Raw genomic sequence first — 12,536 nt, forward strand, 5'->3', positions numbered from 1 at the left:
CGAATGGAATTGCCGCGCAGCCCCACGGGGCTATGACAAAGCGGCTCCGCATACCGCCGCGCTGAAGCGAGATTGGTATGCGGAGCCGCCAGGAATCTTGACGCAGAAACCTCTACGTCAACATCGAATCTTTAGAGCTCGACGATGTCGATGCTGGAGATGACAACATCTTCCAGCGGCTTGTCACGGCCATCGGTGGCGATGGCGTTGAGCGCGTCAACGACCTTGCGCGATTCGGCGTCGGTGACGTCGCCGAAGATGGTGTGCTTGCCCTGCAGCCAGGTGGTCGGAACCGAGGTGATGAAGAACTGGGAACCGTTGGTGCCCTTGCCCATCTGGATTCCGGCGTTGGCCATGGCCAGCTTGTATGGCTCGCGGAAGTCGAGTTCCGGGTTGATTTCGTCATCGAAACGGTAGCCCGGGCCGCCGATGCCCTGGCCCAGCGGATCGCCGCCCTGGATCATGAAGTCGGAGATGATGCGGTGGAAGATCGTTCCGTTGTACAACGGGGTGTTGACCTTCTCTTCGCCGCTCTGCGGGTCGTTCCAGGTCTGCTCGCCGGTGGAAAGGCCGATGAAGTTCTTGACGGTCTTCGGGGCGTGGTTGCCGAAGAGGTTGACGACGATGTCGCCCAAGTTGGTGTGGATGGTCGCGGTGTGCGTAGGGATTGCAGTCATGAAGTTATTCTTCCACGAGCCCTGCAAGCCCGTAAACGAATGGCTACGCGTTCAGTGAACACCACTGCATGCCATTGATATATGCCCCGGCGGCAATGGCTGGATGTGCTCACACGTCGTAGGCTAGGACAAATCTACCGAAACGATCAAAGGGGTTCACTATGAAGTCAGAACGTATCGCTCGAGACTTTGGTGAAAGCGTTGCAACAAGCGCCGAACATGCACTGGACTGGGCAGCGCCCAAGATAGACACCGCTGTTAAGTGGGCTGTTCCGCGCATTGAAAAGGGCATCGAGACTGCGTCCCCAAAGATCCAGGAAGGCCTCAGCTGGGCCGCGAACGAACTCTCGGAAACGGTCGCAAAAGTAACCCCACTGCTGCAAGACTCCCTTGACCGCGTGGGCCCCATGATTTCCGCCGCAATCGAGGAAGCCACTCCACGAGTGCAAAAGGCTGTTGACCGCGCTGCCCCCGCATTCACGGAGGCCATGGACAAGGCGGCACCGGCCCTGAACCACGCCCGCGAAGTGGTCATGAATGAGTACATTCCTGCGGCAAACGAAAAAATCAGCCAGGCCGCCCAGTTCACTGCCCGCAAGATTGACGAGGCACAGATTCCTGCCGCCCTGAATAGCCTTGCAGAGTCGCTGACGCCTGAACCGGAAACCATTGAACGAGTGCAGCAGGCAGCAACGGCTGCCGTTGAGACGACAGCCAAGGAGCTAGAAAACGTGCAGAAACCAGCCAAGAAGAAAAAGGGTCTGCTGATCTTCGCAATCGTCGCGGCGGCCGGCGCCGCCGCCGTGGCCGCATGGCGGGCCTCGAAGCCCATTGACGACCCTTGGAAGACGCCGGCGCCCGTAGAACCGACGACCGTGCGCGCCAACGTTGCTGCAGAGAAGCCTGCATCGGTCGATGAGGTCCGCGAACAGGTCGCAAAGTCTGCGGCCGAGGCCAAGACCAAGACCGAAGACGCCGTCAAGGAGGCAACGGACGAAGCCAAGGAAACCCTTGAATCCGTCAAGGAAGAACTGGCCGAGGCGGCAAACGCGGCAAAGCACAAGGCCGAAGACGCCGTCTCTGCAGTCGAAGACACGGTCACCGAGGCTGTTGCCGACGCCAAGTCCGATACGCCCAAGCCCTCTCCACGCCCCAAGAAGTAGGCGGTCAGTCAGCAAATTGAAACAGGGTGGTGTGTTTGGAAAATCTCTCTGAGATTCGCCAAACACACCACCCTTTTCTGTGTCCTGCGCGCATTCTCAGGAGAAAGAATCCGTAACCCTGTCAATCAGGCTGCGTGCGGTGGCAGAAAGGCATGGCTGAAAGCCGCTCAGGGCCGCCTACGGCGGCGTTACCCGGTCTTAGTCGGGGCGGGTGCCAGCATGCGCCCTTGGCCGCGTACAACCAATATCAGGCCCACAAGGATGATTCCCAAGCCAAGTGCCGTTCCGGCGGGTAGATTCTGGCCAAGGAAAAGCGCCGCCAACAATGCGGCACCCGGGATTTCGAGCAAGATGAGGGTCGAGACCGTCAACGGCCCAAGGCTGGAGACCAGGTGGTTGAATGCCGAGTGCCCCAGCACCTGTGAGAACAGGGCCAACGCCAGGATGCCCATCCATCCCCTTGCATCGAATCCCCATACAGGGGAGCCGGAAATCAAGCAGATGGCAAGGAGGACGATCGAGGTCATGCCATAGCAAAGCGTTGTATAGGTGCCTGTGGTCATGGTTGCCCGGGCTTTTGCCCCGGCCAAGGTGTAGGCCGCGGCAAGAACGCCGCCGACAAGGGCCAGCACGTCGCCGACCAGTGCCTCGCTGCCCGATCCGATGTCGAATCCGGTCATCACCAACACGCCGGCAAAGGCAAGCAAGACCCCGGTACCCACCTGCCAACCGTATTTCGTTCCCCGCAGGGACTGGAACAACGCAATCCAGGCGGCTTGCAGACAAACCAGCGCAGTGGCTGCCGCGACGGTGGTCATCCGGACGGATGTCATGAAGCAAACGAAGTGCAGCGCCAGCGACACGGCTGCAACGGTGCTCCAACCCCATTCCCTTCGCCTGAGGCGGCCGAAAGAGCGGGGGTCGGAAGCCACAACGGGGATGGCCATGACGGCCGTACCGATGGCGTTGCGCCACAAAGCCATGGAAAGAGCCGGGACGGCCGGGAAAGCTGCAATGATCGGCCCCGAAGCAGAAACTCCGAGGACGCCGATGATCGCGAGAAGAAAAGTCACGGGTCTACTCCAAATTCGGCACTTCACGCCCGACCGGCCGACGGTCAACCCGGGCTTCGACACAAATCACGGCGGATACACAAAAGGCCCGGAACTATTGTTCCGGGCCTTTCGTTTCGGTGGAGACTAGGGGGGTCGAACCCCTGACCTGAAGCTTGCAAAGCTACCGCTCTACCAACTGAGCTAAGTCCCCGTATGAATTCAGGATACCTTATCGGTGCCCTGACTCCAGTTGGCCTTATCGGCCGATGATTCCTTCAACTTACGATAGCCCATTATGCCGGCAACTATTGCCACCAACACCAGAAGTTTCCGCATGGGATACTTCCTTTCAACTACCGTTCGGATGAGGGAATCCGTGGGCGTACCTGGACTTGAACCAGGGACCTCTTCGTTATCAGCGAAGCGCTCTAACCGCCTGAGCTATACGCCCTCTTTGTTCCCGCTGGGAACGAGATAAAACTTTACATGAGGAATGGCCAAAGAAACAAATCGGCCCTCGGGTCGACTTCGACGAAGTGTCCCGAGGGCCGGATTCTAGGCGTTTTTGACGATTAATCGTCGGTCAAAGTCACGCCAATTCCGCCAACAAGCGTCGACGAGAGGTTGTAAAGCACTGCTGCGAGCATCGAAAGCACCGTGAGCAATACCACATTCACCACGGCGATGATGGTGGCGAAGGAGGCAACCTGGCCCAACGACGCGATCTTCGTGAGGTCGAAGTCCGATTCGGTTCCGATGATTTCGCGCAGCAAGCCGTTGATGCTGTTGAAGATGCCGGTCAGGTCCAAGACGGACCAGAAGACGACCGATGCGACAACGGTGACGATGCCCAATGCCACCGACAGCAGGAACGCCATCTTCAGTACCGACCAGGGGTCGACCTTGGAGATCAGCAGGCGGGCCTTGCGGACCTTGGCCTTCGGCGCGGGACGCACCAGCTGCTGCGGACGGGCTCCTGGCGCACCGGCGGGGCGCTGCCCGGCAGGGCGCGGAGCGGAGCCGGCAGGGCGCGGGGCGCCGGCCGGACGCTGTGCGGTTCCGGGACGCGGTGCTCCGCCTGCCGGACGGGGTGCGCCTACTGGCGTCTGTCGTGGCGCTGCGGGACGGGTGCCACCAGTGCCGCCCGCCGGGCGGGGGGTATTCGGGGTGCTCACGCGTTACCTCCGTCGTTGGTGGCCTCGTCGTTTTGCTCAAGGTTTTCCTGAGTTTCCACCGGGTTTTCATCGCCCGCTGGAGCCTCGGAGGCCGTTTCTTGTGTCTTTTCCGCGTTCAACGGTACTGCATCTTCCTCGGTGTTCTCTCCGAGTCCACGTTCGGTGTTCTTTGCCACCGCGATGATGCGGTCCTTCTTGTCCGGCTTGGCAAAGATGACGCCCATGGTGTCTCGGCCCTTGGCCGGAACCTGGTTCACGTCGGAACGGACGACCTTGCCGCCCTCCATGACGACGAGGACTTCGTCCTCGTCGTGCACGATCAGCGCGCCGACCAAATCGCCGCGTTCCTCGGCCAGCTTTGCGACCTTGATGCCGATGCCGCCGCGGGACTGGACCCGGTATTCCCCGACGCTGGTGCGCTTGGCGTAGCCGCCCTCCGTGACGATGAACACATAGGAATCCTCGGTGACAACGTCGGCCGCCAGCAGTTCATCCTCGTCGCGGAACTTCATGCCTGTCACACCGGAGGTTGCGCGGCCCATCGGGCGCAGCGCCTCGTCGGTGGCCGTGAAGCGCACCGACTGGCCCTTGCGGGAGACCAGCATCAGGTCGTCGGTCTCGGAAATCAGCTGCGCGGAGACGAGTTCGTCGCCCTCGCGCAGGTTGATGGCGATGACGCCGGCCGAACGGTTGGTGTCGTAGTCCGCCAGGCGGGTCTTCTTCACCAGGCCGTTGCGGGTGGCCAGCACCAGGTACGGGGCCTGCTCGTAGTCGCGCAGGTCAAGCACCTGGGCGATGTGCTCGTCCGGCTGGAAAGCCATCACGTTTGCCACGTGCTGGCCCTTGGCGTCGCGGCCTGCCTCGGCAAGCTCGTAGCACTTGGTGCGGTACACGCGGCCGTGGTTGGTGAAGAACAGCAGCCAGTTGTGCGTGGTGGTGACGAAGAAGTGCTCGACGACGTCGTCGCCGCGCAGCGCGGCGCCCTTGATGCCCTTGCCGCCGCGGTGCTGCGAGCGGTAGTTGTCCGAGCGGGTGCGCTTGACGTAGCCGCCGCGGGTGATCGTGACGACCATTTCCTCTTCGGGGATCAGGTCCTCGACGCTCATGTCTCCGTCGTAGCCCATGAGCACCTTGGTGCGGCGGTCGTCGCCGTGCTTCTCGACGATCTCGGCGAGTTCCTCGGAGATGATGGTGCGCTGGCGCTGCGGGTCGGCGATGATCGTCTTGAATTCGGCGATCATGCCCTCGAGCTCGGCGTGGCGGTCCTGGATCTTCTGGCGTTCCAGGGCTGCCAGGCGGCGCAGCTGCATGTCGAGGATGGCGCGGGCCTGCAGGTCGTCGATGTCCAGCAGTTCCATCAGGCCTTCGCGCGCGGCGTCGGTGGTGGGGGAGCGGCGGATCAGCGCGATGACCTCGTCGAGCGCATCCAGGGCCTTGAGCAGGCCGCGCAGGATGTGCGCCTCCTCCTCCGCCTTTCGCAGTCGGAACTGCGTACGTCGGATGATGACTTCCATCTGGTGCGTCACCCAGTGGCGGATGAACGCATCGAGCGAGAGCGTGCGCGGCACGCCGTCGACGATCGCGAGCATGTTCGCGGAGAAGTTGTCCTGCAGCTGCGTGTGCTTGTACAGGTTGTTCAGCACGACCTTGGCCACGGCGTCGCGCTTGAGCACGATCACCAGGCGCTGGCCGGTGCGGCCGGAGGTCTCGTCGCGCAGGTCGGCGATGCCGGTGATCTTGCCGTCCTTGACCAGTTCGGCGATCTTCACCGCGAGGTTGTCCGGGTTGGCCTGGTAGGGCAGCTCGGTGACGACCAGGCAGGTGCGGCCTTGGAGTTCCTCGACGGACACCACGGCGCGCATGGTGATGGAGCCGCGGCCGGTGCGGTAGGCGTCGGCGATGCCCTTGGTGCCCAGGATCATGGCGCCGGTCGGGAAGTCCGGGCCCTTGATGCGCAGCATCAGTTCCTCGAGCAGTTCCTCGCGGGATGCCTCGGGGTTTTCCAGGTACCACTGGACGCCGGAGGCGACCTCGCGCAGGTTGTGCGGCGGGATGTTGGTGGCCATGCCCACGGCGATGCCGGAGGAGCCGTTGACCAGGAGGTTCGGGAAACGCGCCGGCAGGATCGTCGGTTCCTGGTTCTTGCCGTCGTAGTTGTCCTGGAAGTCGACGGTGTCCTCGTTGATGTCGCGGACCATTTCCATGGCCAGCTGCGACATCTTGGTTTCCGTGTAACGCGGGGCGGCGGCGCCGTCGTTGCCGGGGGAGCCGAAGTTGCCCTGGCCCAGGGCCAGCGGGTAGCGCATGGTCCAGTCCTGGATCAGGCGCACCAGCGCATCGTAGATGGCGGTGTCGCCGTGCGGGTGGTACTGGCCCATGACCTCGCCGACCACGCGGGCGCACTTGTTGTAGGAGCGCTCCGGGCGGTAGCCTCCGTCGTACATCGCGTAGATCACGCGGCGGTGCACGGGCTTCAGGCCGTCGCGCACGTCCGGCAGCGCACGGCCCACGATGACGGCCATGGCGTAGTCAAGGTAGGAGCGCTGCATCTCGGTCTGCAGGTCGATCTGGTCGATCTTGTCGTGGCCGGTGGCAACCACGACCGCGTCGTCGATCACCGCGCCCTCAACGATTTCCTCGTTGGCGCCGGCGCCGTCCTGCGGGTTATCGGGAGTCTGATCGCTCATCGATTTCTTCCTCTAGTCAAAAGTCTGTGTGTGAACGCGGGGGAGTGGTGCGGCGGTGCCGGACTAGATGTCCAGGAAGCGCACGTCCTTGGCGTTCTGCTGGATGAAGTTTCGACGCGATTCGACGTCCTCGCCCATCAGCACGGAGAAGATCTGGTCCGCGGCGGCTGCGTCGTCCACGGTGATCTGGCGCAGCGTGCGGTGCTCGGGGTCCATGGTGGTATCCCAGAGTTCCGTGTAGTCCATCTCGCCCAGACCCTTGTAGCGCTGGATGCCGTTGTCCTTGGGCAGGCGCTTGTTCTTCGCCGCGCCGGAGGTCAGCGCCTGGTCGCGCTCCTTATCCGAGTACACGTACTCGTGCGGGGAGTTGGACCACTTGATGCGGTACAGCGGCGGCATGGCCAGGTACACGTAGCCGTTTTCGATCAGCGGGCGCATGAAGCGGAAGAGCAGGGTCAGCAGCAGCGTGGTGATGTGCTGGCCGTCGACGTCGGCATCGGCCATCAGCACGATCTTGTGGTAGCGCAGCTTGGCCATGTCGAATTCCTCGCCGATGCCCGTGCCGAACGCGGTGATCATCGCCTGGACCTCGCTGTTTCCCAGCGCGCGGTCAAGGCGTGCGCGCTCCACGTTCAGGATCTTGCCGCGAAGCGGCAGGATGGCCTGGGTGTGCGGGTTGCGCCCGCGCTTGGCCGAGCCGCCTGCGGAGTCGCCCTCCACGATGAAGACCTCGCACTCGGAGGGGTTTTTCGAGGAGCAGTCCGACAGCTTGCCGGGCATGCCGAAGGATTCCAGCGGGGACTTGCGGCGCGCGTTGTCGCGGGCCTTGCGGGCCGCCATGCGGGCCTGGGAGGCGAGCTGGGCCTTGCGGATGATGTCGCGCGCGGTGTTCGGGTTGCGCTCGAGCCAGTCGCCGAGTTCCTCGTTGACCACGCCCTGGACGAAGCCCTTGGCGATGGAGTTGCCCAGCTTGGTCTTGGTCTGGCCCTCGAACTGCGGCTCGGAAAGCTTGACGGAGATGACTGCGGTCAGGCCCTCGCGGATGTCGTCGCCGGTGAGGTTCTCGTCCTTTTCGCGAAGGATGGTCTTTTCGCGGGCGTAGCGGTTGATCAGCGAGGTCATCGCGGCGCGGAAGCCCTCCTCGTGGGTGCCGCCCTCGTGGGTGTTGATGGTGTTCGCGTAGGTGTGGACCGACTCCGAGTAGGCGTTGGTCCACTGCATGGCGACCTCGACGCTGATGCCCTTGGAGGTGTCCTCGGACTCGAAGGCGATGACGTCCTCGTGGACGAGTTCGACCTTCTTGGAGGAGTTCAGGTGCTTGACGTAGTCGAGCAGGCCGTCCTTGTAGAGGTAGTCGACGACGCGGTGCTTCGGGGTGGCGTCCTTGGCCTCGTCTTCCTCGGTGGCGATCTCGTCGGCGTCGACCTCGAGCGTGCGCTCGTCGGTGAGCGTGATGCGCAGACCCTTGTTCAGGAAGGCCATCTGCTGGAAGCGGGCGCGCAGCGTCTCGAAGTCGAACTCGACGGTCTCGAAGATGGAGGCGTCCGGGTAGAACGTCTGCGTGGTGCCGGTGGCTTCGGTGGCTTCGCCCTTGACCAGGGTGCCCTGCGGCTTGCCGCCGTCGGCGAAGGACATGTGCCAGGCGCTGCCCTGGCGGCGGATTTCGGTTTCGACGCGCGAGGACAGCGCGTTCACCACGGAGATGCCCACGCCGTGCAGGCCGCCGGAAACGGCGTAGCCGCCGCCGCCGAACTTGCCGCCGGCGTGCAGGATGGTCATGACGACCTCGACCGTGGGCTTGCCCTCGGTGGGGTGGATGTCCACGGGGATGCCGCGGCCGTTGTCCTCGACACGGACGCCGCCGTCGGCCTGCATGTTGATCTTGATGTGGTCGCAGTGGCCGGCCAGGGCCTCGTCGACCGAGTTGTCCACTACTTCGTAGACAAGGTGGTGAAGCCCGCGCGGTCCGGTGGAACCGATGTACATGCCAGGGCGCTTGCGAACAGCCTCGAGGCCCTCAAGGACCGTGATGTCTTGGGCGCCGTAGGTGTGTTCCACCCGTCCACTGACGCTTTCTTCAGGTTGTTCGGCTGCGGGTGCTGCGCTGCCTTCGACGGAATCGATTGGTTCCTGGGGTGTGGTGTTATCGGTAGACACAGGTGCTACAGACTCCTCAAACAGTGGAAGGCCGAACACCGGAGGTGCCCGATCGTGAACCAGCGTCTCGCCCGCGCGGGGAAACGCTCTGCTCTCGATTCTACCGTGTGGCACCAAATTTTCCGGGCATTGACTACCCACAACATGCTGTAAATGGCCGCCAGCGACGCACAGGAACGTTCATTTCGTCCTTAAACGGGTGGGGATGTGACCCGAGGGCTACCGAAGCGCCAGTGGGCCAGCTAAGCGCTTCGGGTTTTAGCCGTAGGTGTCGCGCGGACCGCGGCCCTTGACGCTGCGTCCGCCGTGGCGCCAACTCGGTGCGGCGGGACCAATGACCCGAATGACCGTGATCACGCCCTGCCCGAGTTCCTTGTCGAAGTGCTTGAGCAGTTCGTGGGACAACAGTCGCATCTGGGTGGCCCAGGTTGTCGAGTCGCAGCGCACCACAACCGTGGAATCCTCGAACGATTCGGGGGTGCAATGTTCGGCGATTTGCGGTCCGACAAGTTCGGCCCAGCGCGACAGCACCGAACCGACGGCGACCGGGGCACTCCATCCGCGGTCGCGCACGATCTTGCCGAAGAGGTTTCCGATTTCCTGCGGATCGCGCCCGTCCGAGTATTTTGCGGGTGCGCTGCTGGCCTTGCGTCGCTGTTTTCGTGCGGCGGCGTTCTCCTCGAACCTTGCCGCCTTGGCCGCGTCGATCCGCGCTTCGCCACGGCTCTGCGCCGCCTCGCGCATCCGGTTGAGGATGGCGCGCGAAGCGTCGAGCGCCTCCGGCTTGTGCGGATCGTTCTCGCTCACGAGTGGACCTGGCCCGGGCTGACCTTCAGGAAGGTCCCGCCGAGTTCCGCGGGAACGTCCCCGGCAACCGCTGCGGTGACGATGACTTGTTCGGCGCCGGCGACGATCGATGCCAGACGGCTTCGGCGGGTGGCGTCCAGTTCGGCAAAAACGTCGTCGAGGATCAGGATCGGTCCGGCGCCGGGGCGCGGATCGTCCTGGCCGAAGACCTTGTAGGCGGCCAGCCGCAGGGCAAGGCACAAGGACCAGGTTTCGCCGTGCGATGCGTAGCCCTTGGCGGGGGCGGAGCCCAAACGCAAAAGCACGTCGTCGCGGTGCGGGCCAACCAGGGTGATTCCGCGTTCGAGTTCCTTGCTGCGCTTCTTGAGCAGCGCCGCAAGGAACATTTCCTCGAGTTCCGGCTGGGTGGCGTCCAACAGTGCGGCCGGGGCAACGAAGTTTGGATCGGTTTCCGCAGCGGTTTCAGGATTCGGAGTGGAATCCTCGTCGAAGTCGTCGACGATCGTTGATTGGTAGAACGCTGTGGCCGTCTTGTTGGCGTCGGCAAGGGAGGCATAGGCTGCGGCCATGTAGGGGGAAAGCAGTTCCAGCATGTCCAACCGCCCGCGCAACAGCCTTGCCCCGGTCTGGGCCAAATGGGTATCCCAGACGTCGAGGGTCGATTCGTGTGCGGTGGAGAGTTTCCCGCCGGCGCGGGCGGATTTCAGCAATGCATTGCGTTGCTTGAGCACCCGCTCGTAGTCGCCGCGCGTTGCTGCCTCGCCCGGGCGCAGCGCTACAAGCAATTCGTCGAGGAACCGGCGGCGGTTTGAGGGATCGCCCTTGACGAGAGCAAGGTCTTCCGGGGCGAAAAGAACGGTGCGTACGATACCGAGGATTTCGCGGGCACGGACCGGATTGGCGCGATTGATGCGTGCACGGTTGGTCTTGCCGGCGGTGATTTCGACTTCGAGCGTGGTGACCTGTTTTGCCCGATGAATTCGTGCCCGGACAAGGGCTCTTTCGGTACCGAAACGCAGCAGCGGGCCGTCATTAGTGACACGGTGCGAGGAAAGCGTTGCCAGATAGCCGATGGCCTCGACGATGTTTGTTTTCCCAACGCCGTTGGAACCGACCAGGACATTGGTGCCGGGGCCCAGCTCTACATCAGCTTGCGCATACGAGCGAAAGTCGGTGAGAGAGACATGTGAGATGTACACCTGGACGTCCTGCTGTGAGATCGCACACCCCAGCGGGGGATGGTCGGATGATGAAACGTGGATTGTCACTAAAAGGTGTGTTCGACCGCCCCGGTTGGAGCGATCGTGGAGCGGTCGAACACGTGACCACGTGGCGGGAAATTTCCCGCGAGGTGATCTAGTTGGGCAAGTTTGGTAGGCGAACCGGCATGACCAAGTAGCGGTACTCGTCGCTGTCCGATCCGTCAAGGGAAGACTGAGCGGTCATCATCGCCGGCTTGGGTGCGCTGGTGAACGAGAAACGAACGAATTCGCTGTTGAATGCGTTCAGGCCCTCGCTCAAGTATGCGGGATTGAACGCGACAGTGATTTCTTCGCCGTCGATCTGAGCCTCGATCGATTCTTCGGCCTGGGCGTCTTCGCCGGTTCCGGCATCCAAGGACAACTGGCCACCGGTGAACGAAAGTCGAACCGGGGTGTTGCGTTCTGCAACGACTGCTACGCGACGCACAGCTTCAACCAAGTCTGACGTGCGTACGGTTGCGTGGATCGGGGTGTTTTCGGGGAACAGCGAACGAATCTTCGGGTAGTCGCCATCCACCAACAGCGAGGTGGTGCGTCGGTTTCCGCTTTCGAAGCCAATAAGTTCGTTGCCTTCGCCCAAAGCAATTTTCAGTTCTCCCGCTGCGCCCAGAGTCTTCGCAACTTCGTTCAAGGTTTTTGCCTTGACCAGTGCGGAGGTGGAAATTCCGGCCTGAGCAGGCTTCCAACGAACTTCACGCATGGCCAAACGGTAACGGTCGGTTGCGAGGAAAGTGATCAGGTCATCTTCGATTTCCATCTTTACGCCGGTGAGGATGGGAAGGGTATCGTCCTTCGACGCAGCCACGATGACCTGGTTAATGGCGTGGGCAAATGCTTCGCCGTCGACAACGCCAGTGACTTCCGGGAGAACAGGAAGCTCGGGGTATTCGGCGACCGGCATGGTTGCCAAGTGGAAACGGCTTCGACCACAAGACAGGGTGACTTTGGTGCCGTCGGTTTCAAGCGTTGCGGTCGACTGCGGCAAGCTGCGGCAGATTTCTGCCAGCAACTTTCCCGAAACCAGGATGGTGCCTTCTTCTGCGACGTCTGCTGCGATCTCTAGGTGCGCTGAAATTTCGTAGTCGAAACCAGCCAGTGACACTGTGCCATTGGCAGCAGTGATCAAGATTCCGGAAAGTACCGGAGAAGGCGGACGTTGGGAGAGTGAACGGGCGGTCCAGGATACGGCTTCGGCCAATACATCCTTTTCAACGCTGAACTTCACGAAGTGGTCCGCCTTTCACGACGAAGTCGACAGTACTTGAAAGCAAGCTTAGCGGTTCCCCTGGGACAGGAATAACGAACCGCGGAGCTCTCAAAGTGGTGGGGTGTTGTGTTGTCTCAAGTTTCGGCAACGAAATCTTTTGCCAGAACGACAACATGGAGTTTGAGCTTACCGGCTTTTATGTCTCGGTGCGCTTGGGTAAGCAGTTTTTTAGCTTGTGAGTATGACTGTCTTTCAAAAAGGGAGTCGGAGCTCACTTCCGAGGGGTCCTTCAATATCCAAGTGGAGAGCTTGGCAAGGCTAAGCCTCGAATGCGGCAAGAGAATCG

The 12,536-nt window shown here is 62.1% G+C and carries 10 protein-coding genes and 2 tRNA genes; 1 reads left to right on the forward strand and 11 read right to left on the reverse strand.

From position 1 onward, the window contains the following. Positions 1-131: 131 nt before the first annotated feature. The gene (locus ACIQLF_RS00340; RefSeq protein ID WP_400293601.1) at positions 132-677 is read right to left on the reverse strand and encodes a peptidylprolyl isomerase; all 546 of its coding nucleotides are present in this window, start codon (positions 675-677) and stop codon (positions 132-134) included. Positions 678-838: 161 nt separating this feature from the next. Between ACIQLF_RS00340 and ACIQLF_RS00345 the strand changes: the two genes are divergently transcribed. Next, positions 839-1,840 (forward strand): hypothetical protein, encoded by a 1,002-nt coding sequence (locus tag ACIQLF_RS00345; protein ID WP_400293603.1) that lies wholly within the window; start codon positions 839-841, stop codon positions 1,838-1,840. Between the two features lie 188 nt (positions 1,841-2,028). Here the strand turns inward: ACIQLF_RS00345 and ACIQLF_RS00350 are convergent, their stop codons facing one another. The 10 genes from ACIQLF_RS00350 to dnaN all read right to left on the reverse strand — a co-directional run bounded on the left by ACIQLF_RS00350 (position 2,029) and on the right by dnaN (position 12,208). Further along, positions 2,029-2,913 carry a DMT family transporter gene (locus tag ACIQLF_RS00350; RefSeq protein WP_400293605.1) on the reverse strand — a complete coding sequence of 295 codons (885 nt, stop codon included), beginning with the start codon at positions 2,911-2,913 and terminating at the stop codon, positions 2,029-2,031. Positions 2,914-3,033: 120 nt separating this feature from the next. Beyond that, positions 3,034-3,106, reverse strand: a tRNA-Ala gene (locus tag ACIQLF_RS00355). A gap of 8 nt (positions 3,107-3,114) precedes the next feature. Next, positions 3,115-3,231, reverse strand: a complete 117-nt coding sequence (locus ACIQLF_RS00360) for a DLW-39 family protein (protein ID WP_400293607.1) — start codon at positions 3,229-3,231, stop codon at positions 3,115-3,117. Between the two features lie 41 nt (positions 3,232-3,272). Then, positions 3,273-3,346: transfer RNA gene (locus ACIQLF_RS00365), tRNA-Ile, on the reverse strand. Between the two features lie 121 nt (positions 3,347-3,467). Next, on the reverse strand, positions 3,468-4,070 hold the full coding sequence (locus tag ACIQLF_RS00370; protein WP_400293608.1) for a DUF3566 domain-containing protein: 603 nt from the start codon (positions 4,068-4,070) through the stop codon (positions 3,468-3,470). Continuing rightward, positions 4,067-6,757, reverse strand: a complete 2,691-nt coding sequence (gene gyrA / locus ACIQLF_RS00375) for a DNA gyrase subunit A (protein ID WP_400293609.1) — start codon at positions 6,755-6,757, stop codon at positions 4,067-4,069. The genes ACIQLF_RS00370 and gyrA overlap by 4 nt, the downstream gene beginning before the upstream one ends. Before the next feature lie 63 nt (positions 6,758-6,820). Beyond that, positions 6,821-8,914, reverse strand: a complete 2,094-nt coding sequence (gene gyrB / locus ACIQLF_RS00380) for a DNA topoisomerase (ATP-hydrolyzing) subunit B (RefSeq protein ID WP_400293610.1) — start codon at positions 8,912-8,914, stop codon at positions 6,821-6,823. Positions 8,915-9,172: 258 nt separating this feature from the next. After that, complete coding sequence (locus tag ACIQLF_RS00385; protein WP_400293611.1) at positions 9,173-9,721, reverse strand: DUF721 domain-containing protein; 549 nt, start codon at positions 9,719-9,721, stop codon at positions 9,173-9,175. Then, complete coding sequence (recF, locus tag ACIQLF_RS00390) at positions 9,718-10,920, reverse strand: DNA replication/repair protein RecF (RefSeq protein WP_400293612.1); 1,203 nt, start codon at positions 10,918-10,920, stop codon at positions 9,718-9,720. Before recF ends, ACIQLF_RS00385 begins: the two co-directional genes overlap by 4 nt. A gap of 157 nt (positions 10,921-11,077) precedes the next feature. After that, positions 11,078-12,208: a DNA polymerase III subunit beta gene (gene dnaN, locus ACIQLF_RS00395; RefSeq protein WP_400293613.1), complete on the reverse strand. Its 1,131-nt coding sequence runs from the start codon at positions 12,206-12,208 to the stop codon at positions 11,078-11,080. Positions 12,209-12,536 lie beyond the last annotated feature (328 nt).

The organism is Paeniglutamicibacter sp. NPDC091659, from assembly GCF_044756805.1.
In the GTDB taxonomy this organism is placed as follows: Bacteria; Actinomycetota; Actinomycetes; order Actinomycetales; family Micrococcaceae; genus Paeniglutamicibacter.